Origin of the sequence: Neobacillus sp. GCM10027624 (genome assembly GCF_042675345.1) — a bacterium.
GTDB lineage: Bacteria > Bacillota > Bacilli > Bacillales > Cytobacillaceae > Neobacillus > Neobacillus cucumis_D.
The window spans coordinates 19,042-39,726 of record NZ_JBHTHD010000012.1; the positions used below are offsets into that span (position 1 = coordinate 19,042).

Genomic DNA, 20,685 nt, shown 5'->3' on the forward strand with positions numbered 1-20,685 from the left:
TTTTTTTAAAAATGGTAAATCAAGTTTTAAAAGCGCCGGACGGTAAACCAAGCGATGTTGAGCGAATTAAAGTTGAAAGTGACTATCTGCGCGGCACGCTGAAAGAAGTAATGCTTGATCGAATTAGCGCTGGTATTCCCGATGATGATAACCGTCTAATGAAACATCATGGCAGTTATTTGCAGGATGACCGTGATCTTCGAAACGAGCGTCAGAAACAAAAATTAGAACCTGCATATCAGTTCATGCTGCGGGTTCGTGCTCCAGGTGGAGTAGTAACACCGGATCAATGGCTTGTTTTAGACGGACTTGCCGACAAGAATGCCAACGGAACGATCAAACTGACAACAAGACAATCCTTTCAATTCCATGGAATCTTAAAATGGAACATGAAAAACACGATCCAGGAAATTCATAAATCCCTGTTAACCACTCTTGCAGCATGCGGAGACGTGAACAGGAACGTAATGTGTAATCCGAATCCGTATCAATCCGAGATTCATGCGGAAGTGTATGAATGGGCTAAATATTTGAGTGATTATTTATTGCCGCGTACACGGGCTTATCATGAAATCTGGCTCGATGAAGAAAGAGTGGCCGGTACGCCGGAAGTGGAAGAAGAGGTTGAACCATTATATGGACTAACATATTTGCCTCGTAAGTTTAAAATCGGAATTGCCGTTCCACCTTCAAATGATATTGACGTCTTTTCGCAAGACCTAGGATTAATTGCGGTTGTTGAGGACGGAAAACTAGCTGGTTTTAACGTGGCAATCGGTGGTGGTATGGGCAGTACTCATGGTGACAAAGCGACCTATCCACAGGTAGCAAAAGTGATTGGTTTCGTGACACCGGATAAAATTGTCGAGCTAGCGGAAAAAACAATTACGATTCAGCGCGATTACGGTAACCGTTCTATCCGAAAAAATGCCCGCTTTAAATACACAGTGGACCGCCTTGGTTTAGAAACGGTTAAGGAAGAATTGGAAAACCGCCTTGGCTGGAAGCTGGATGAAGCAAAACACTACCATTTTGATCATAATGGCGACCGTTATGGATGGGTAGAAGGTGTTGGCGGCAATTGGCATTTCACCCTGTTTGTCCAAAATGGCCGGGTGGCAGACTTCCCTAATTACAAGTTAAAAACTGGCTTACAAGAAATCGCCAAAGTTCATACTGGAGATTTCCGTTTGACACCAAATCAAAACTTAGTGATTGCCAATGTATCCAGCCAGAATAAGAAAAAGATTTCCGAACTAATGGATCAATACGGATTAACTGATGGCCATAATCAATCAGCGCTTCGCCGTAACTCCATGGCATGTGTGGCTCTGCCAACCTGCGGCTTGGCAATGGCGGAAAGTGAGCGCTACTTACCGGGACTAATTGATAAAATCGAAGAGATTGTTGATGAAAACGGCCTTCGCGACGAAGAAATTACGCTTCGAATGACCGGCTGTCCGAATGGATGTGCCAGACCGGCACTTGCTGAAATAGCCTTAATCGGAAAAGCCGTCGGGAAATATAATTTGTATCTTGGTGCTGCTTTTGATGGAAGCCGTCTAAACAAAATGTACCGTGAAAACATTGGCGAAGCGGAAATTCTGAGCGAGCTTCGTATGCTTCTTTCCCGTTATGCGAAAGAGCGCCATGATGGGGAGCATTTTGGTGACTTTGTCATTCGTGCGGAAATTATCAAAGCGACAACGGACGGGACGAATTTCCACGATTGATTGAAACAGAATCAATTAAAATCGTAATCTTAAAAATTGCGAAACAGAATTTTAAGAATTTTTTAAACGGATTATTGACAAATCCTATAGGTATGGTAGGATATAAAATATAAATTAAATAAATCGCTTATCTAGAGCGGCTGAGGGACTGGCCCGTTGAAGCCCGGCAACCTACAAAAGAAAGGTGCCAATTCCTGCAAAATGGAATCCATTTTGAAAGATAAGGTGTTACACAGAAGTATGAACGCCTTTTCCAAATGGGGAGGGCGTTTTTTGAAAGGCGGCGAATCAGCTGAAACCATCTGAGTGGGAAGAAATTACTTCACATCTTGAGAAAATGCTTGAAACATTGAATTTCGGATCAATCACACTTGTTGTCCAGGATGGAAAAGTAGTGCAAATAGAGAAAAACGAAAAGGTTCGTCTACAAACCAATAAGAAACGCTGACTAGAAAAACTAGAGGCAGTCTTCACTTTAACCGGTGGCAGACTGCCTTTTTTAAAAAGAAAAAGGCGGAGCTAAGTGAAAAATTGTTTTTTAAAGGAAGGAGTTTTCCCAAGATGACAAAAGCTGTGACCTATGAAAACTGGAATCAGATCTCAGGCAACTTTCAAACAGAGGATGAAACAAAAGGGGCCCGTGCTGTCTTAGAGTGGGCTTACCAAAATTATTCCGAAGACAAAATCGTCTATGCCTCAAGCTTCGGTGCAGAAGCAATTGTATTAATTGACCTGATTCAGCAGGTAAAACCGGATGCCCATATTGTTTTTTTAGATACAGGCCTGCATTTTCCGGAAACCTATGATGTCATTGATAAAATTGAAGCCCGCTTTCCTTCTCTAAGAATAGAGCGGAAGCAGCCAGCCTTGAATCTAGATGAACAAAGAGAGCAGTATGGGTCGGCGCTATGGAAGAAAGACCCGAATCTTTGCTGCCAAATTAGAAAAGTGATTCCGTTAAGAGAGACCTTAACGACGAAAGAAGCTTGGATCTCGGGACTTCGCCGGGAACAATCTCCAACGCGCAAGGATACACAATTCCTTAATAAGGATGAAAAATTTGAAAATATTAAAATCTGCCCGCTCATTCACTGGACGTGGGATGAGGTTTGGGCGTACATCCGTGAAAAAGATCTTCCGTATAATCAATTGCATGATCAAAACTATCCAAGTATTGGATGTTTCCCTTGTACACAACCGGTTGCGGCAGATGGAGATTCCCGTGCAGGGAGATGGTCCGGAAGTGGGAAAACTGAGTGTGGTTTGCACACAAAGTAAGTTGAACTTTAATCCGGGAGAAGGGAGGTCATCCTGATGCTTACAATCATTGCCATTACCATCGGTTTATTTTTTGCAGTAAATATTGGAGCTAGCGGTGCAGCTGCCTCAATGGGAATTTCATACGGGGCAGGAGTAGTAAAAAAGCGGGTCGCACTATTTCTTTGCGCCATTGCCGTTTTTTTCGGTGCATGGCTAGGCGGCGGTGAAGTAGTAAAAACAATTGGCGGTGGAATTGTTCCTAGCAGCACTTTTACTGTTGCGATTGCGTTAATTGTTTTAGCATCAGCGGCGTTATCACTGTTTTTAGCCAATATATTTGGCATACCGCTTTCGACCAGTGAAGTTGCAGTTGGGGCAGTGGTTGGAGCCGGGGTGGTTTACCAATCCGTATTTGTCGGCAAGTTCATCTGGATTGCGATGTTCTGGCTGCTTACACCGTTTGCTGCCTTTGTGATTGCCATTCTCGCGGCAACCATTTTAAAAATAAAGTTTATCAAACGATTGATTGAAAAGCCGAAAGCAGGACCGTTTTTAGCGATTCTAGTTGTCTTTATGGGATTGTTTGAAGCTTTTTCAGCTGGAATGAACAATGTGGCGAATGCGGTAGGCCCGCTCGTAGCTGCAAAATTGATGTCCACTGGTGATGCCATTCTTTGGGGCGGCTTAGCTGTAGCGTTAGGAGCAATTCTTTTTGGACACCGCGTGCTTGAAACAAACGGGAAAAAAATTACGAAGCTTAAGCTCGAAGAGGGTTGTGTGATTTCAGGAACGGGAGCAAGCATTGTTACAATTGCCTCTTTATTCGGGATTCCAGTTCCGTTAACGCAAATCACGACGTCTTCGATTATTGGAATTGGTTTTGCCAAGCATGGGAAATCCGTTTTAAAAAAGGATATTGTCGTGCAGCTTTTAACAGTATGGATGGTTTCTCCGGTATTATCAATGGTGCTGTCCTATACGATTATTCAGTTATTGATTGAAAAAAATGGATACTCAATCGTTGCAATAGCAGGCGTAGTGATTTCCGTTTTAGGCGTGATGTTCTTAATGAAACGATCTGCATCACAAGGGGCAATTTCTCAAGCAAATATTTCAAAAAAATAAAACTAGTAAAGAAAGGTTGATTGTAGATGTCATTTGTATCAAAACCTCATGGAGGAAAACTAATTCAGGCATATGATCCCAATTATAATTTTTCAAATGTAGAAAAAGAAATCGAAATTGATGCAGTCGCTCTAAGTGATTTAGAACTAATCGGCGTTGGTGTATTCAGCCCGTTAACGGGTTTCCTTGGAAAAGCAGATTACGAATCAGTAGTAGAACGTATGCGCTTGGCAGACGATACAATCTGGTCCATCCCTGTAACACTGCCAGTTTCTTATGAAGTGGCGGGAACACTGGTAGTTGGCGAGGAAGTTAAACTTGTTTCGAACAATGAAGTGTATGGAGTAATCAAGGTTTCCGAAACGTATGAACCTGATTTGAATAAGGAAGCTCTCAATGTTTATAAAACAGAAGAACTGGCGCATCCAGGTGTGAAACGTTTATTCGAAAGAGGCCCAGTTTACGTTGCTGGTGATATCGTCCTTGTGAAAAAGCCAGAAAAAGGCGTGTTTGGCGATGTATGGTTTGAGCCAAAAGAAACCCGTGCATTATTCGAAGAAAAAGGTTGGAAAACGGTTGTTGGTTTCCAAACAAGAAATCCAGTTCACCGTGCCCATGAGTATATTCAAAAAGCAGCTCTTGAAACAGTTGACGGCTTGTTCTTAAATCCACTTGTTGGTCAAACGAAGTCTGATGATGTTCCTGCAGATGTTCGTCTAAAAAGCTATCGTGTTTTACTAGAAAACTATTATCCTAAAGAGCGTGTCCAATTGGGCGTTCACCCTGCTGCAATGCGTTATGCAGGACCAAGGGAAGCGATTTTCCATGCGCTTGCACGTAAAAACTATGGCTGCACGCATTTCATTGTCGGCCGTGACCATGCCGGAGTTGGTAACTATTACGGAACCTACGACGCACAGCATATTTTCAGCAACTTTACAGAAGAAGAGCTTGGAATTAAGCCTTTATTTTTCGAGCATAGCTTCTATTGCACAAAATGCGATGGAATGGCATCTGATAAAACTTGCCCGCATGACAAGGAAGATCGCGTAATCCTTTCCGGAACAAAAGTGAGAGAGATGCTAAGAAGCGGTGTACTTCCGCCATCTACTTTCAGCCGCAAGGAAGTTGTTGAGGTTTTAATTGAAGGAATGAAAGAAAAAGCGACTGTTGAAGCTTAAGGGGGACTTGGGTGTGGCACAATCTACGAATATCACATGGCATGAAACAACGATTACAAAAAATGACCGCCGTTCCCAGAACGGCCATGGAAGCTGTACACTATGGTTCACAGGCCTTTCTGGTTCGGGAAAATCAACGATTGCGAACGCGGTATCGAACGAATTATTCCGTCTTGGGATTAATGAATATGTTTTGGACGGTGACAATATTCGTCATGGTTTAAACAAGGATTTAGGATTTTCAGAGCACGACCGCACGGAAAATATCCGCCGGATTGGCGAAGTGGCGAAGTTATTTGTCGATAGCGGCAAGGTGATTACAACTGCGTTTATTTCTCCGTTTCGCTCGGATCGGGATCAGGTTCGGGAATTGTTTGAAGAAGGAGAATTCATCGAGGTTTTCGTTGATTGTCCAATCGAGGTTTGTGAGCAACGCGATCCTAAGCAGCTTTATGCCAAGGCACGCCGCGGTGAGATAAAGGATTTCACAGGGATTGATTCTCCATATGAAGCACCGGAAAAACCGGAAATTACTTTACGTTCTGATTTATTATCGGTTGAGGAAGCCGTTGGGCAAGTGATTGCTTATTTGCGGGAGAAAAATATTTTTTAATAGGTGATAGGGTGTAAACTTACACCCTTTTTACGGATAGGAAGAGTTTATCAGCGAATTTTAAGGTTTTATCAGCGGATCCAGGCAATTTATCCGCGAATTTACGAGGTTTATCAGCGAAGCAAGGCGATTTATCAGCGAATCATCAATAACAGCAAGTACTACAGAAAAGGCATAGGGAAAGGATGTTGGATTTCATGGTTGGCAAAGTCTATTTAGTTGGTGCGGGTCCTGGTGATCCAGATCTAATTACAGTAAAAGGATTACGCTGCCTGCAGCAGGCTGATGTGATTTTGTATGACCGGTTAGTAAATCCGGAGCTCCTTCAGCATGCAAAAGCAGATGCGCAGTTGGTATACTGCGGCAAACTTCCGAATTACCATACAATGAAGCAGGAAACAATTAATCACTTCTTGGTCAAATATGCGAAAAAAGGCTATACGGTTGTCCGCTTAAAGGGAGGCGACCCGTTCGTTTTTGGACGAGGCGGGGAAGAAGCAGAAGAATGTGTGAAACATCTTGTGCCGTTTGAAGTGGTCCCTGGCATTACCGCTGGAATTGCAGCATCCGCCTATGCTGGCATACCGGTTACCCATCGTACATTGAGTAAAAGCTTTGCTTTTATTACCGGACATCAAGCTGCTGGTGATAAAGAGGCAGAGCATCAGTGGGCCCATTTAGCGAAAGCGGTCGATACAATATGTGTTTATATGGGAGTTTCCCACCTTCCTACGATTGTTAAGCAATTGGTGGAGAATGGAAAGTCTGCTGACACACCAATCGCTCTTGTTCACTGGGGCACTTTAAGCGATCAAAGAACAGTAGTTGGAACCCTTGGCACGATTGAAGCGCGTGTTAAGGATGCAAAAATTGCAAACCCAAGCATGATTGTGATTGGCGAGGTTGTCCGCTTACATGATAGACTGAACTGGTTCGAGGAAGAAATCGTTCCTCATTTACCAGTTGTTCAAGGGTAAGCGGAAAGGAGCAATCTGCATGAAAGCGATTCTTTATATCTGCCATGGAACAAGATCAAAAAAGGGAGCCGAAGAGGTAAAGTCCTTTTTGAATAGGGTAATAGAACGTGTGGATGTCCCGATTCAGGAAATCAGTTTTTTGGAATTAACCGATCCTTCTATTGAAGAAGGCTTTAGGAGATGTGTGGAAAAAGGTGCATCGGAGATTACCGTGGTGCCGATTTTTCTTTTAGCAGCTGGTCATATTAAAGAAGATATTCCGAATGCACTATTCGTATTAGGCAAACAGTATCCAGAGGTCCAAGTGCAGGTAAGGAATCCGTTTGGCGTGCAGGATGAAATTCTCGATGCGATTGCTGAACTAGCAAGAGGGGTTGCTGGGGAGGTCACTTCACAGGATTCATTATTAATAGTTGGCAGGGGCAGCAGCGATCCCAGCATCGGCACTGCGTTTGAGTTGATTGCCAATGGAATCCAAGAACGGCTCCAAACGGATCAGGTGTCCGTTTGTTACCTCGCGGCTGCAGAACCGAGGCTGGAGCAAGGGTTTGAGGCGGTCTTGGAGGCAGGATCGGGGAGAGTTATTGTCATTCCCTATCTTTTATTCTCCGGACTACTTTTAGGCGAAATCAACCAAATGATTCGCAAAAAGCAAACAGAAGACCAGGAAATCATCTGTACAGGCCAACTAAGCCGGCATCGAGTAATTGAAGACATTGTGGTCAACGGATTCGACAAAATTCGGTGAGTGACAGGCACCACCCGAATTTTGTCGAAACACAATAAGAGAGGCACCTTCCAAATTTGGGAGGTGCCTTTCCTTATTGTATTGAAATTTAAACAAGCTGTAGAATACTTTGTAGTGTGTTGGTTTCTTCGTCGGTTAGTGGGACCATTGGGAGACGGACGCCGCCAACGTTGACACCTTTTAGATTAAGGGCTGCTTTGACCGGTGTTGGGTTTGGAGCAGCAAATAATGCTTTCATGACTGGAAGTAGTCTGCGATGCGCTGCAGCTGCCTCTTGGACATGACCACTTTTAAAGAGATTGACCATCTCCTGCATCTCATTTCCAATGATATGGGAGGCAACGGAAACAATTCCTGCACCGCCGATTGCTAAGACCGGAATGGTTAAACCATCATCACCACTGTATAAAGTGAAATCACTCGGTGTTTGGCTAATCACTTCTGCCATGGCGTCTAAATTGCCGCTAGCTTCTTTAATAGCTACGATATTTGGAATCTGGGAAAGACGAACAATTGTCTCAACGGACATATTGACCACACTTCGCCCAGGAATATTATAGAGCATAATCGGTAATGCTGTGGACTCGGCAATAGCTTTAAAGTGTTGATATAAACCCTCTTGTGATGGCTTGTTATAGTATGGGGCCACGAGCATAATCCCATCCACACCCGCTGCTTCAGCCTGTTTTGTTAAACTAATTGAAGCCCTCGTGTTATTCGAACCTGTTCCGGCAATGACAGGAATCCTGCCGTTTACGACATCCACAACAAACTTAAAAAATTCAACTTTTTCATCCGTGGTTAATGTAGGAGATTCTCCAGTGGTACCAACGACTACCAATCCATCCGTCCCATTTTCAATTAGGTAATTTACTAATGTTCTTGTTGCGTTAAAATCAATCTCGCCTTCATGATCAAATGGCGTAACCATAGCAGTTAAAACTTGGCCAAAATTCATTTTTCCTCACCCTTTAAATTATTTTTTTTATAAATTAGAGGTGGCTAAGGACATTCCAAGTCAACGCAAAAAAGCAGCAACGAAGGCTCGCTGCTGCAATAGAAACATAAATAAAAAACAAGTTCCCGTGCGTGAGATAGCCCTCCATATAGTTCCCTATATGACAGTTCTGTATTTATTCAATAGCAGAACCAGCTCCAAGACAAATGAGAGTCTTATAAGCTTCGGCAAATTCCCCTTTCCATAATCATCCCAGGACCTCATTATCCTCCAACTATGTACTAATGGTCTTTGCGCCTCTATCCTCACTTCAAAAGGTTTGAAGTAAGAAGATATTTAATTAACACTAAATATATCAGATTTCCCCTTCAAATTCAAGGGGACAAGGTCGACAAAATTCGGGTGGTGCCTGTCAGCGCCCGAATTTTGTCGATCAAAAAGATTCTAAGAAAATTCTAAGATTGACTGGCTATACTGTCCGAGAATAGAGGAATTGGTTAGGAGGATTTTTTATGAAGAAAATGGATAAGAAGTGGGTTGTTCTTTGTTCTACAGCTGTTGCAGCGGTGTATGCTGCTGGATTTGTTACTACAGAGACGCAGGCTTCTATTGATCAGCCGTTACACCATATTGCAGCTAATGTTCAAGCTAGGCATATTACAATAAATCACTCTAATGAAAAGGTCGGCGAACAAAAGAGCAAGCAAAATAAAGGGATCTATAAGGATGGGACGTTTACAGGTACAGGTACGAATCGGCGAGGATTTATTGATGTAGCTGTCACAATTAAGAATGACAAAATTACCACCGTAGAGATTAGCCATTTTGCAATGCATTATTCAGAAAGTGACATAGTAGGACTGCCTGATGAAGTAGTGCAAAAACAAAGTGCCCAAGTGAATAATGTTTCTGGGGCGACTTATAGTACACAGGCTTTTGAGGACGCTGTGATGGATGCACTTTCCCAAGCCCATAACGTGAAAGGATAATCTATGAAAAAAACAAAATTGTACATGGATACTGTTGTTGACATAAAGGTCGTTTCAAATAAGTCGAAGAAAGAGACGGAAGCAAAAATAACTCGTGCCTTTGAGGCATTTCAGCATGTAGAACAAGCATGCAGCCGTTTCAGCTCATCAAGTGAGCTAATACGAGCTTGTGAGACTATCGGAGTACCAGTAAAAATCAGTCCTTTTCTATTTGAACCTCTTTATATTGCGATTGAAATGGCTAAATTAACGGATGGACTATTTGACCCGACGGTAGGAAAGGTGATGGAAATGAATGGATTTAATCGACACTATATTTCTGGACAGATGATGAAAAGTGTTTCTTCTGATTCGGTTTCTTATCATGATATCGAACTAGATCAGTACAATCATACAGTAACTTTAAAAAAGCCGATGGTCATTGATCTTGGAGCTGTTGCAAAAGGGTTCGCAATTGATCTGGCTGCTAATGAATTAAAGGAATTTAAGGGATTTGTCATTAACGCTGGAGGCGATTTATTTGCATTCGGTGTGGATGACAACGGGGAAAAATGGAAAATTGGAATCCAGCATCCGTACCAAAAGGATTCCATCATTGAAACGATAGAGATATCAAACGAAGCCGTCTGTACATCTGGCAGCTATGAACGCAGAAATCCAGATAAGTCAGATTCACATCATTTGGTAAATCCAAAAACAAAATGCTCCCCGAATGAATGGATTAGCTGCAGTGTCATCGCACCGTTTGCAATGATGGCAGATGCCTTTTCAACAGCCTCCTTTTTACTTGGAGTAAAAAAAGGAAAACAATTAATCGAACATTTAGCTTTAAAAGGGATCCTTATCACATCAGAATTACAGATTAATAAAGTTGGAGGGATTTAAGTGTCAGGGAAAAAGTGGTTCAAAACACCAAAGGGCTATGTCGCGACAGCCATGGTTTTTTATCTATTCATCGCATCTATTGGGTCAAAAAGTATGCTGGGGATAGAGAACAGTATGATCGCTATTGTGGCATCAATCTTTGTAGATAATATCCTATGTAGAATTATGGATAGAAGAAGCAGCAAGGACAGTACAGTAATAACAGCCTTAATCATTTCACTTATCTTAAGTTTTACGACATCTGGGATGGTTGTGGCAGGGACAGCGATTCTCGCCATCTTGTCCAAGCATCTATTCGTTTATAAGAAAAAACCAATCGTTAATCCTGCTGCTTTCGGTTTACTGTTATCGATTTTTATTTTTCAAATAGGCCAAAGCTGGTGGGGGGCTTTTGGGGATCTTCCTGCCTGGACTATTTTGTTTCTTTTAATTGGCGGGTATTTTGTAACTGAACGAGTTAATAAATTTCCACAGGTATTTTCATTCTTAGGGACCTTTTTTGTATTACTGCTTATACTTGGTTTAATAAGTATAGGAGATGCGGCAGATGCTCTTCGTCCGCCATTTATCAATGCGACCTTATTTTTCGCCTTTTTCATGCTCACAGATCCGCCAACCTCACCGGCAAAATATAAGCAGCAAATCTACTTTGGGGTACTTGCTGCCGTTTCAGGGGTTATTATATATGGCCTTTTCGGCGGACTAACCTATTTATTTATCGGCTTATTTGCCGGGAATTTTTATAACTATTGGAATAAACGTTCTACCTCAAAAGCATCCGCCATGAGGCAAGTTACAAAAACACAAAGGGCAGTTAGTAAATTGTAAAGCTAGCTATATTCTTTGCTTCGTGATTAAAATATTGAAATAATTGGGACAAACTATGCAGGATAAAAAGAAAGGGAGTGGGCAGGCATCTATGCGTGTATTGGTCATAGAAGATGATGGACCTTTAAGAAGGATCATTTCTAGAATATTAGAGGAAGAACAGTACGAAGTGGACCAGGCTGAAAACGGGGAAGAAGGGTATTTTATGGCTTCGACCGGTGAGTACGATCTGATCACGCTGGATATTATGCTGCCAATGATGGATGGATACGCGGTGATGAGAAAGCTGCGGAGTGAAGGCAATCAATCCCCGACCTTATTTCTGACTGCAAAGGATCGGATTGAAGATAAGGTAAAGGGTCTTGACTTTGGTGCGGATGATTATATTGTCAAACCCTTTGCTACAGAAGAGTTTTTAGCGAGAGTGCGATCTTTACTTAGACGGTCTGGGAAAATAGGAATCGAAGGAAGGATGACCTATGGCCCCGTTCTCTTAGACACCAACCTGCATGAGGGTTATATACATGAAACGGCTCTAAAGTTAACGATTAAAGAATATGAACTTCTTTTTTACCTTATACAAAATAAAGAGCAAATCCTAACCCGGGATCAGATTTATCAAAGAGTTTGGGGAATAGAGAGTGAAACGACAGACGCCATTGTTGAACTCTACATCCATTATTTACGGAAAAAATTGGCCCCTTTTGAGCTTGAGCGGTTGATTCGGACCATAAGGGGTGTAGGGTATATGTTAAAGGAGTAAGGTAGAGCAATGTTTAAAAAAACTAGACGCAGGCTCGTTATCCTGAATGCACTTGTATTTTTTATCCTTCAAAATGCTTTTGGGGCCATTATTTATTTTTATACGCATTATAGTTTATACCATCAGGTGGATCAGACCGTTTTAGAAAAGCGAAATCATTTGCAGCGAGAGAGAGAGAAACTCGGCAAGGAATTAAGTCCAGAGCGTGAAGAGAACCATCGGTTAGTTTATTTACTTTGGAAGAAGGGAAATAAACTTTACCAGGTAATACCGGAGAGTACGCTCTCTTTAAAGGATACGGCTCATTTTTCACCTTTATTAAAGAAGAAAGGTCTTCAAACGGTAGCGATTGGAGCAGAATCCTATCGTGTCATCACGATGGCTGAACCAAAGAATGGGGAATATTCACCAGTCCAGCATATTCAAATTGTTTATAATCTGAGACGTGAAAATGAAATGCTGGATCATTTATTGGTGGTCATTAGCTTTGGGTCCTTATTAAGTGTGTTTATTGCCGCACTAGCTGGGCTCTATCTAGCTAATAAGGCCTTAATACCCATCAAGAGGTCCTGGGAAAAACAGCAGCGGTTTGTTGCAGATGCTTCTCATGAACTGCGTACACCTCTTTCCGTTATGAAATTAAATCTTGAACACCTATTTCGTCATCCGGATTATACGATTGAACAGGAAAGCGAGACCATTCACCAGGCGATTCAAGAGATTCACTACATGTCAAAAATGACTTCTGATTTATTGACATTAGCTCGGTCTGACACGGACCAGATCCAGTTGATCCAAGAGACTATTATGCTGGAAGAGATTCTTCAGCATGTAATTAAAGATTTTAAAGCGCTGGCTAGTCAAAAAAATATACAGATAATCGCTGAAGTCTTTCCAATCAAAATGATAGGGGATAAAGAGAGACTGAAACAGCTGTTTGTCATTCTGTTAGACAATGCCCTTAAGTATACGGGAGAGAATGGAGTTATCACTATTAAAGCAGATGTGAAAAATTCACGTGCTGCTATTGAGGTAGCGGATACTGGGATTGGGATACCAAAAAGTGATCTCCCCTATATTTTTGACCGTTACTACCGTGGGGATAAATCCAGAACTCGTCATTTAGAGGGATCAGGCTTAGGGCTTTCGATTGCCAATTGGATTGTTCGATCACATACTGGAAAAATTCGAATTATGAGCAAAGAAGGCGAGGGAACACGTGTTTTCGTAAGCTTCCCACTAAGAAATAAACCTGAAAACTTCTTGTGATAGTAATATGGGTTGTGCTGCCACCCTATTTTTTTTTTGCGATCCTTTTAGATGCAATGAAACATTGGTATAAAATAGGATCAGAGGGTCAATTATGTTCGTACATTTTATGATGATAATGTAATAAAGATGGAGGAATGATGGGATTGAAGAATCAATTCGAGCTTGCAACGTTTGCTGGCGGGTGTTTTTGGTGTATGGTTTCGCCGTTTGATGAGCAGCCAGGAATTAGGGAAGTGGTTTCGGGGTATACGGGGGGACATGCTGAAAATCCGTCGTATCAAGAGGTGTGTTCTAATACGACAGGTCATTATGAGGCGGTTCAAATTACGTTTGATCCAGTCGTCTTTTCTTATAAAAAGCTACTTGAGCTGTTTTGGCAGCAAATCGATCCGACTGATGCGGAGGGGCAGTTTAATGATCGAGGAACCTCCTATCGGACCGCTATTTTTTACCATAATGAGGACCAAAGACAACAAGCTGAAGCTTCAAAAGCAGAGATTGCCGCAAGCGGCCGTTTTAAAAAGCCGATTGTTACGGAAATCCTTCCGGTCGGTCCTTTTTACAGGGCGGAAGATAAGCATCAATATTATTATAAAACTTTTCCTTTTCACTATAATCTTTATCGGGAAGGTTCCGGCAGGGCACGCTTTATTCGTGAGAACTGGAAGATGCGCAAAAGTGATGACGAGCTGCGAAGTGAGTTAACGTCGCTTCAGTATGATGTAACGAGAAAGAATGCAACAGAGCCACCGTTCCAAAATGCATACTGGAATCATGACGAAGAAGGTATTTATGTAGATATCATTTCCGGGGAGCCCTTGTTTAGTTCCACTGACAAATATGATGCAGGCTGTGGCTGGCCCAGCTTCACGAAGCCCCTGCGCCGCAATGAGCTAGAAGAAAAGTTTGATACTTCGCATGGTATGCGGAGAATCGAGGTTCGCAGCAAAACATCCGATTCGCATCTTGGTCATGTTTTTGATGATGGACCGGGTCCAGACAGGGCGAGGTATTGCATTAATTCAGCGGCACTACGGTTTGTTCCTAAAGACAGGCTTGAGGAAGATGGGTATGGTCAATTTACTAAGTTATTTGAATAAGTACTAATAGTTTTCTGATCAAGCTAAAAGAGTGGCACCTCCAAAAAATTGAGGAGCCACTCTTTTTTATAAAATCTTCGAAAAGCTCCCCCATACTTCTAACGAAATTTTAATTTTTCACCAACATGCCTACAGCAATTTCACTCCTCTTACATACTTTGTTACAAGAAATTATTGCAGCAAAGTAAAAAGGGGTTGATGTTTATTTGGCACATACACCATTAGCAAGAATGATGAAGATGGCCTTTGTGACAGCTCGTGCTGAAATGGAGAAACAAAGTAATGGACAAGCTATTGGACAACTACATCCTATTCCAAACCATGGAAAAATCGAAAAAGAACAGCCTTTGAATGTTTATAAGAAACCACAAGATTATCCAAGAATCGTTATTGTAGGGGCAGGCCTGGCGGGTCTTACTTGTGCCTACCGGCTGAAGCAGGCAGGAATTCCATCTACTATATATGAGGCTACGAACCGGGTGGGCGGGCGCTGCCGAACAAGGAGAGATTATTTTAAAGATGGTCAAATTGTTGAGTGTGGCGGTGAGTTAATTGATTCAAACCATAGAGAGATTCAAGCGTTAGCTGAAGAATTAGGATTGGAAATAGATAATTTGATAATGGCAGAATCTAAGGGTACAGAACCTGTTTACTTTTTTGATGGAAAACCGTATACCTTTAAAGAAGCAACTAAAGATTTTTCGGAAATTTATCCAAAACTTCAATGGGATCTTAAAGAAGCAGGAGAAATCACAAGATATAATCATTACACGGAACGTGGATATGAGCTTGATCAAATGTCAATTGTCGATTATATCAATGAAACGGTTTCTGGAGGCATCAACTCCAGGTTCGGTCAATTACTAACCATGGCCTATACGATTGAATTTGGAGCAGATGCACATGTACAAAGCGCATTAAATCTACTATATCTATTAGGATTCACCGATTCTTATCAAATGTACGGAGACTCTGATGAGCGATTTCATATAAGAGGCGGTAATGACCAGCTTCCACTATTATTAGCCCAGAATCTAGCCGGACAAATTCGATTTAATTCTGAACTGTTAAGAATCGAACAAAAGGAAGAAATAAAGCTTGTTTTTGGAAATAAAGAAAAAGAATGGACTGTTTTGGCTGATAAAGTAATTCTTTGTCTTCCTTTTAATATTCTAAGAAGCATAGATTATGAGAATGCAAGATTTCGTGACTTAAAAATAGTGGCGATTAAAGAACTTGGGATGGGGGTAAATACGAAGCTTCATGCCCAATTTTTCAATCGTTTCTGGTGTGAGCAGAAGAATAACGGCGATACATTATCTGATACTGGTTATCAACAAACGTTCGAATCAACGCGGGCACAACCTGGGGAATCAGGAATTCTTGTAAATTATACTGGGGGAGGAATCGCTGCTAAACAGGTTGCTTCAACTGAGGAACGATTAAAGGAAATTACAAAAAACTTTTTGGACAAGCTTGAACCAGTACTTCCAGGCACCATAAGTAGCTGGAATGGCATTTCTACAATCGATCATTGGCTTAGTAACAAATGGTCCAAAGGGTCCTATTCGTTTTGGAAGGTCGGTCAATATACCAAATTTGCCGGAATTGAAGGTGAACGAGAAGGGAATATCTTCTTTGCTGGAGAGCATACATCCATTCATTATCAAGGCTTTTTAAATGGGGCGGTTGAATCAGGTGAAAGGGCTGCAAAAGAAGTGATTGATGAATTATAAAATGGAGAAGAGGTTTAAATAAGAGAGCGGTTCTTAAGCAATTAGAACCGCTCTTTATCATTTTTTTCTACTGTAAAAAAAATCCACTATCAATAATTCGGCACCCCGATAACTCTTTTTAAATTCTCTAGTAATCTGCTTCTTTTTTAAGTTTTTCTAAAGGTTTCTTTGGTAGGATTCCTGTTAATAACCACATTAAGGGGAGTCAATTTTTCATGAATATATTATTGGCAGAAGACGATGTAAACTTAGGGGAATTAATTGTTTATATGTTAAAAAAAAAGGGAGGATATCAGGTTGAGTGGGTGTTGAAAGGAGAAGACGCCTATGATTACGCCAGCTTTTCTCACTATGATGTCCTTATTATGGATTGGATGATGCCAAATGGAGATGGGGTATCTGTGTGCAGGAGGTTGCGAAAAAATGGATATTCCGGAGCCATTTTGATGTTAACGGCGAAAGATACGATTCAAGACCGAATTGAAGGCTTGGATTCCGGTGCAGATGATTATCTTGTTAAGCCCTTTGAAATAGATGAGCTGTTGGCGCGGCTTCGTGCTCTTTCACGTCGTAACTATGCCCCAATATTGGAGGAAAAAACCACTGTCAATGATTTAGTCTTTAATCGTATAAGCCAGACCGTTCGTTCTGGGAATAATGAGATTCAGCTTAGTCCACGGGAATTTCAGCTGTTAGACTTATTGATCCAAAATAAGGGACAAGTCTTGCCGCGTGAGCTTATTTTGGATCGGATTTGGGGCTTGGATTCGGAAGTAGCTCCGAAAACGATTGATGCTACGGTGAAGTTAATTAGAAAGAAATTAGACCGCTTGGGAAAGCAAGATTTACTTCATAGTATAAGAGGGGTGGGCTATAAGATTGAATCATAAAATGAGTTCCTTGCTGCGAGGATTGATCAACATGAACGAACGAGATGTTTTTACCCGCACACGGGGCCGATTAACCCGGATTTATAGTGGTCTGTTAATCTTGTTTCTTACCCTATTTATTTTAATTGTTTATATGGTTCTCCATGTGACCATCCTTAAAAATCAGGAGCACGAACTTCAAACATTAGTTAGCCAAGAAGCGAATTTTATTGAAAAAAATTTTTTGAAAAATAATTCGGATGGTCTCCATGATGTTCAAAATCAAGAGGTGATTTTTGCAGGAGTAAATCAATATTTTTATTACGTCATGGGCTCAAATGGAGAATTGGTTATGGGAACTGAGACGGATCACCGGCTACGACCAGAATTACTTAGGCTTGTGAACAGTCGAAATTCGGGCGCGATAGAGATTCGAAAAGAAACCTTACACATACAAGAGGGTCTGCACGGGAAGGGAATAAGAGGGGAGTTTCACCCGCGGGAGGAAGCGCAGGATCTTCAGTTGATGATTTCAAGCCAGCCGATCTATAATAATGGCCAATATATTGGCAAGTTGTATGTTGGAAAAGATATTTCATTTACGTACCAGTTATTTCATTGGATTCTTATAATTCTTGTCGCATTAGGGGGGATCTTTTTCGGAGGGGCGTTATGGATCAGTGTGCTGATGTCGAAAAGGGCGATGGTCCCCATCAGTGGAGCGTTTGCAAGACAACTCGAATTTGTGGCTGATGCCTCTCACGAATTGCGGACTCCATTAAGTGTGTTGCTATCCTCTATTGATGCCATTGAAATGACGATGGAACCAAATAAAGAGGATATGTCAGGAAGGTTTCTTACAAATATGAGGCAGGAAGTGAAACGGATGACTCGGTTAGTCAGTGATCTCCTAACGCTTGCCCGATCGGATTCGAACAAGATTGAACTTCAAACAGAGTTAGTTGATTTCCGTCTTTTTGCAGACAAAGCAATCGAATCGGTACGGCCGCTAGCTGCATCAAAGGAAATTACGTTAACCTTGAATGCCCCGGAAACATTGAAGGTTGTCGGGGATTCGGAACGATTATCTCAGCTATTATATATATTATTGGACAATGCGATTAAATACACTCCCAACGGTGGGGATGTTAGACTAACCATTTCTGAGGAGGGAAATACACTGGGCATCGCAGTCGAGGATACGGGAATTGGAATCAAGCAGGAGGATTACCAGCGAATTTTCGAACGTTTCTATCGATCAGATAAATCCCGCTCACGCCAAATGGGTGGACACGGCCTCGGACTCTCCATCGCCAAATGGATCGTAGAAACCCATAAAGGCACCATTAAAGTTGCCAGCGAAGTCGGAAAAGGAAGCAAGTTTACAATCCAAGTACCGAAAATTCGGTGACAGGCACCGTTCGTGGACAAATGGCCTGTTTTGTCCGTACCAGGTGGACAGTGGTTGGGGAGTTTCAATTAAAGTAGGAGCATTTCTTTGTAATGAGAAATGCTTTTTGTTTTTGTGAAAATTAGAAGGATATTTCAATAATAATAATAACACAATAGTAAACAATATATATTTATTGTTTAACGATAAAAAATGTGTTAAGTTCGTATTGTCATTAAATAAGTGAGGTGCTTAAAATGAATGGTAAACGTGGTTCAACCACTTTCTTAAAGGTAATCATTTTTCTGGCTGGAATTGCAGTGCTTGCTTTATGTATATTTTTAGTGCCCCATATGGCGAATTTCTCAGCAAAAATGTATCCCAATATTGCCCCAATGAAATATCTTGTTTTCTTCGTGATGTATGGAGCGGCTGTTCCTTTTTACTTTGCCCTCTATCAGGCTTTCAATCTTTTACGGTACATTGACGAGAACACAGCTTTCTCGGAATTATCTGTAAAGTCGTTAAAGAACATAAAGTGCTGTGCGATTACAATCAGTGGTTTGTATGTATTGGGTTTGCCACTTTTTCATTTTATAGCAAAGAAAGTTGACCCTCCTATTGGATTAATGGGACTCATCATTATTTTTGCTTCGTTGGTTATCGCCGTTTTTGCTGCTATCCTCCAACGGCTTCTACAAGAAGCTATTAATATAAAATCAGAAAATGATTTGACAATCTGAGGTGGATGATATGGCAATTATTATTAATATTGATGTGATGTTAGCAAAACGAAAAATGAGCGTAACGGAGCTTTCGGAGAGGGTTGGAATTACTATGGCGAATCTTTCCATTCTGAAAAATGGGAAAGCAAAAGCGGTTCGTTTTTCAACATTGGAAGCGATATGTAAGGCCTTGGATTGTCAGCCAGGTGATATTTTGGAGTACAAAAGCGACGAAGAGACTCCGTAAAAACAGACAACAACATATTCATTTAACTATCCTGAAAAATAGTAATGGTAAAAAGGGCATTTTGGCAATACGAAACTAAACCCTTTACGGTCCAATTTTTTGGCTATGCTGCTGAAAAAGGGGTAACTGTAATCGCAACAGGTGTTAACCCGTGAAAGAGCAAGGCTAGAAAATAGATGATGTAGAGTTTGTCGGACAAATTAACAGGTCGGGAATAAATTTAAGTGAAAGTCTCTCTAAATAGGATTGGTGACAGGGTTCTTGCTGTAGACCAAAAAGTATTTTATGTCCAAGAGAAAAAAATGTTCCATATAAATCCGCGAATGGGGCGAGACCCCTTTTTACCATTTTTTGAGTGTACGTTCACCGCTTCCTTATGCAAAAAACCTTGCCATTACTAGCAGAGCTGTTTCGGGTGGAAATATTCCTGACAACTGGAATAGTGTAATGCCAGTGTGACCAGCTACACGCTGTTATTAAGCGACTTCTTGTCGCGCTTATATATCAATATTTATAAGTTTACTAGATTTTCTGCACCAAAACCGATTATATTTTACTCCCAATTAGCCTTTAATCATTAGCATTTATAGCCGTAGTATTTTTCTGAATATTTCACTTTTTTACTTGTAAAATTGTCGTGTGAAAGGTATAATGTAGGAAACTATTGAAGTTTCATTAGTTTCTAATATATGTTTATATTTTGAAAGGGTGGGGTATGTATTAAAGATCGAATAATAATGGGTGTTATTGAAGAAATACAACATAAAGGTTTGAAATTCCCATTAGACGATTTGGCAAAGCGGCTAGGTATCAGCAAAAAAACGTTGTACAAGTATTATTCTTCAAAAGCTGAAATACTTGAAGCGATTATTGATTATACATTTGAAAATATGGATGAAAAGGCTACTGCAATTATTGAGAATGACCAATTATCCTTAATCGAAAAGATAAAAGGTGTTATCGCAGTTTTCCCAGATCATTATCAGTTTACTGACCTAAATGTGTTAGATCAAATGAAACGGTATTATCCTAAACAGTGGATGAAGATGGATACCTTGCTAAAAAGTGAATGGGATTTGCTTCGTAATCTAATCGAACAAGGAATTAGTGAAGGCGTCATTATCGATAGGAATATATCCTTGATTATGAAGATTATTATTGAATCGATCAATTCCACTCTGGATCAGAAATTTTATTTGGAAAATCGAATGACAGTTCCCGAAGCACTTTCTGAAATTGTTGACATTTTAATATATGGACTTAGCGCTGAGAATAAAAGGTGACTA

At 41.0% G+C, this 20,685-nt stretch carries 21 protein-coding genes and 2 riboswitches; of the genes, 20 read left to right on the forward strand and 1 reads right to left on the reverse strand.

From position 1 onward, the window contains the following. The first annotated feature begins 11 nt into the window (after positions 1 to 11). The 8 genes from cysI to ACFQZ9_RS20960 all read left to right on the forward strand — a co-directional run bounded on the left by cysI (position 12) and on the right by ACFQZ9_RS20960 (position 7,637). Positions 12 to 1,733, forward strand: a complete 1,722-nt coding sequence (gene cysI, locus ACFQZ9_RS20925) for an assimilatory sulfite reductase (NADPH) hemoprotein subunit (RefSeq protein WP_498945208.1) — start codon at positions 12 to 14, stop codon at positions 1,731 to 1,733. Between the two features lie 124 nt (positions 1,734 to 1,857). Beyond that, a riboswitch (SAM riboswitch) is annotated at positions 1,858 to 1,960 on the forward strand. Between the two features lie 89 nt (positions 1,961 to 2,049). Then, positions 2,050 to 2,181 carry a YezD family protein gene (locus tag ACFQZ9_RS20930; RefSeq protein WP_372512743.1) on the forward strand — a complete coding sequence of 44 codons (132 nt, stop codon included), beginning with the start codon at positions 2,050 to 2,052 and terminating at the stop codon, positions 2,179 to 2,181. 113 nt (positions 2,182 to 2,294) lie between these two features. Beyond that, positions 2,295 to 3,011 carry a phosphoadenylyl-sulfate reductase gene (locus ACFQZ9_RS20935; RefSeq protein WP_198313490.1) on the forward strand — a complete coding sequence of 239 codons (717 nt, stop codon included), beginning with the start codon at positions 2,295 to 2,297 and terminating at the stop codon, positions 3,009 to 3,011. Between the two features lie 36 nt (positions 3,012 to 3,047). Next, positions 3,048 to 4,118: an inorganic phosphate transporter gene (gene cysP / locus ACFQZ9_RS20940; RefSeq protein WP_498945209.1), complete on the forward strand. Its 1,071-nt coding sequence runs from the start codon at positions 3,048 to 3,050 to the stop codon at positions 4,116 to 4,118. Positions 4,119 to 4,144: 26 nt separating this feature from the next. Beyond that, a complete protein-coding gene (sat, locus tag ACFQZ9_RS20945) occupies positions 4,145 to 5,299 on the forward strand; it encodes a sulfate adenylyltransferase (protein ID WP_198313492.1) in 1,155 nt (384 codons plus the stop codon). Positions 5,300 to 5,312: 13 nt separating this feature from the next. Further along, a complete protein-coding gene (cysC, locus tag ACFQZ9_RS20950) occupies positions 5,313 to 5,912 on the forward strand; it encodes an adenylyl-sulfate kinase (protein ID WP_198313493.1) in 600 nt (199 codons plus the stop codon). Between the two features lie 197 nt (positions 5,913 to 6,109). Then, positions 6,110 to 6,889 (forward strand): uroporphyrinogen-III C-methyltransferase, encoded by a 780-nt coding sequence (cobA, locus tag ACFQZ9_RS20955; RefSeq protein WP_198313494.1) that lies wholly within the window; start codon positions 6,110 to 6,112, stop codon positions 6,887 to 6,889. Between the two features lie 19 nt (positions 6,890 to 6,908). After that, positions 6,909 to 7,637 carry a sirohydrochlorin chelatase gene (locus ACFQZ9_RS20960; protein WP_498945210.1) on the forward strand — a complete coding sequence of 243 codons (729 nt, stop codon included), beginning with the start codon at positions 6,909 to 6,911 and terminating at the stop codon, positions 7,635 to 7,637. 88 nt (positions 7,638 to 7,725) lie between these two features. Here the strand turns inward: ACFQZ9_RS20960 and dapA are convergent, their stop codons facing one another. Beyond that, positions 7,726 to 8,595, reverse strand: a complete 870-nt coding sequence (dapA, locus tag ACFQZ9_RS20965; RefSeq protein WP_327836853.1) for a 4-hydroxy-tetrahydrodipicolinate synthase — start codon at positions 8,593 to 8,595, stop codon at positions 7,726 to 7,728. Positions 8,596 to 8,724: 129 nt separating this feature from the next. After that, positions 8,725 to 8,905: riboswitch (Lysine riboswitch) on the reverse strand. A gap of 202 nt (positions 8,906 to 9,107) precedes the next feature. Between dapA and ACFQZ9_RS20970 the strand changes: the two genes are divergently transcribed. The 12 genes from ACFQZ9_RS20970 (at position 9,108) to ACFQZ9_RS21025 (ending at position 20,682) form a co-directional block, all read left to right on the forward strand. Further along, on the forward strand, positions 9,108 to 9,584 hold the full coding sequence (locus ACFQZ9_RS20970; RefSeq protein WP_498945211.1) for an FMN-binding protein: 477 nt from the start codon (positions 9,108 to 9,110) through the stop codon (positions 9,582 to 9,584). A gap of 3 nt (positions 9,585 to 9,587) precedes the next feature. Beyond that, positions 9,588 to 10,469, forward strand: coding sequence for an FAD:protein FMN transferase (locus ACFQZ9_RS20975; protein ID WP_498945212.1), 882 nt, complete (start codon positions 9,588 to 9,590; stop codon positions 10,467 to 10,469). Further along, positions 10,470 to 11,297, forward strand: a complete 828-nt coding sequence (locus ACFQZ9_RS20980; RefSeq protein ID WP_498945213.1) for an RnfABCDGE type electron transport complex subunit D — start codon at positions 10,470 to 10,472, stop codon at positions 11,295 to 11,297. Between the two features lie 91 nt (positions 11,298 to 11,388). Next, positions 11,389 to 12,060 carry a response regulator transcription factor gene (locus ACFQZ9_RS20985; protein ID WP_498945214.1) on the forward strand — a complete coding sequence of 224 codons (672 nt, stop codon included), beginning with the start codon at positions 11,389 to 11,391 and terminating at the stop codon, positions 12,058 to 12,060. Positions 12,061 to 12,069: 9 nt separating this feature from the next. After that, entirely contained in the window at positions 12,070 to 13,329 is a 1,260-nt protein-coding gene (locus ACFQZ9_RS20990; protein ID WP_498945215.1) for a sensor histidine kinase, read from the forward strand. A 140-nt stretch (positions 13,330 to 13,469) separates the two neighbouring features. Next, positions 13,470 to 14,432 carry a peptide-methionine (S)-S-oxide reductase MsrA gene (gene msrA / locus ACFQZ9_RS20995; RefSeq protein WP_498945216.1) on the forward strand — a complete coding sequence of 321 codons (963 nt, stop codon included), beginning with the start codon at positions 13,470 to 13,472 and terminating at the stop codon, positions 14,430 to 14,432. Between the two features lie 206 nt (positions 14,433 to 14,638). Next, the gene (locus ACFQZ9_RS21000) at positions 14,639 to 16,168 is read left to right on the forward strand and encodes a flavin monoamine oxidase family protein (protein ID WP_498945217.1); all 1,530 of its coding nucleotides are present in this window, start codon (positions 14,639 to 14,641) and stop codon (positions 16,166 to 16,168) included. 215 nt (positions 16,169 to 16,383) lie between these two features. Continuing rightward, a complete protein-coding gene (locus ACFQZ9_RS21005) occupies positions 16,384 to 17,058 on the forward strand; it encodes a response regulator transcription factor (protein ID WP_498945218.1) in 675 nt (224 codons plus the stop codon). After that, positions 17,048 to 18,448 (forward strand): sensor histidine kinase, encoded by a 1,401-nt coding sequence (locus tag ACFQZ9_RS21010; protein WP_498945219.1) that lies wholly within the window; start codon positions 17,048 to 17,050, stop codon positions 18,446 to 18,448. The genes ACFQZ9_RS21005 and ACFQZ9_RS21010 overlap by 11 nt, the downstream gene beginning before the upstream one ends. Before the next feature lie 236 nt (positions 18,449 to 18,684). Then, on the forward strand, positions 18,685 to 19,170 hold the full coding sequence (locus ACFQZ9_RS21015) for a DUF2975 domain-containing protein (RefSeq protein ID WP_498945220.1): 486 nt from the start codon (positions 18,685 to 18,687) through the stop codon (positions 19,168 to 19,170). Position 19,171: 1 nt separating this feature from the next. Then, positions 19,172 to 19,399, forward strand: coding sequence for a helix-turn-helix domain-containing protein (locus ACFQZ9_RS21020; RefSeq protein ID WP_498945221.1), 228 nt, complete (start codon positions 19,172 to 19,174; stop codon positions 19,397 to 19,399). Positions 19,400 to 20,136: 737 nt separating this feature from the next. Continuing rightward, positions 20,137 to 20,682, forward strand: a complete 546-nt coding sequence (locus ACFQZ9_RS21025; protein ID WP_498945222.1) for a TetR/AcrR family transcriptional regulator — start codon at positions 20,137 to 20,139, stop codon at positions 20,680 to 20,682. The last annotated feature ends 3 nt before the right edge of the window (positions 20,683 to 20,685 follow it).

Excerpts from the sequence above, each read along its gene's own strand:
- ACFQZ9_RS21025 (WP_498945222.1), top strand. The coding sequence starts at position 20,137 with ATGGGTGTTATTGAAGAAATACAACATAAAGGTTTGAAATTCCCATTA.
- ACFQZ9_RS20970 (WP_498945211.1), top strand. The coding sequence starts at position 9,108 with ATGAAGAAAATGGATAAGAAGTGGGTTGTTCTTTGTTCTACAGCTGTT.
- ACFQZ9_RS20975 (WP_498945212.1), top strand. The coding sequence starts at position 9,588 with ATGAAAAAAACAAAATTGTACATGGATACTGTTGTTGACATAAAGGTC.
- sat (WP_198313492.1), top strand. The coding sequence starts at position 4,145 with ATGTCATTTGTATCAAAACCTCATGGAGGAAAACTAATTCAGGCATAT.
- ACFQZ9_RS20985 (WP_498945214.1), top strand. The coding sequence starts at position 11,389 with ATGCGTGTATTGGTCATAGAAGATGATGGACCTTTAAGAAGGATCATT.
- ACFQZ9_RS21005 (WP_498945218.1), top strand. The coding sequence starts at position 16,384 with ATGAATATATTATTGGCAGAAGACGATGTAAACTTAGGGGAATTAATT.
- dapA (WP_327836853.1), bottom strand. The coding sequence starts at position 8,595 with ATGAATTTTGGCCAAGTTTTAACTGCTATGGTTACGCCATTTGATCAT.
- ACFQZ9_RS21015 (WP_498945220.1), top strand. The coding sequence starts at position 18,685 with ATGAATGGTAAACGTGGTTCAACCACTTTCTTAAAGGTAATCATTTTT.
- cobA (WP_198313494.1), top strand. The coding sequence starts at position 6,110 with ATGGTTGGCAAAGTCTATTTAGTTGGTGCGGGTCCTGGTGATCCAGAT.
- ACFQZ9_RS20960 (WP_498945210.1), top strand. The coding sequence starts at position 6,909 with ATGAAAGCGATTCTTTATATCTGCCATGGAACAAGATCAAAAAAGGGA.
- cysP (WP_498945209.1), top strand. The coding sequence starts at position 3,048 with ATGCTTACAATCATTGCCATTACCATCGGTTTATTTTTTGCAGTAAAT.
- msrA (WP_498945216.1), top strand. The coding sequence starts at position 13,470 with ATGGGATTGAAGAATCAATTCGAGCTTGCAACGTTTGCTGGCGGGTGT.
- ACFQZ9_RS20935 (WP_198313490.1), top strand. The coding sequence starts at position 2,295 with ATGACAAAAGCTGTGACCTATGAAAACTGGAATCAGATCTCAGGCAAC.
- cysI (WP_498945208.1), top strand. The coding sequence starts at position 12 with ATGGTAAATCAAGTTTTAAAAGCGCCGGACGGTAAACCAAGCGATGTT.
- ACFQZ9_RS20990 (WP_498945215.1), top strand. The coding sequence starts at position 12,070 with ATGTTTAAAAAAACTAGACGCAGGCTCGTTATCCTGAATGCACTTGTA.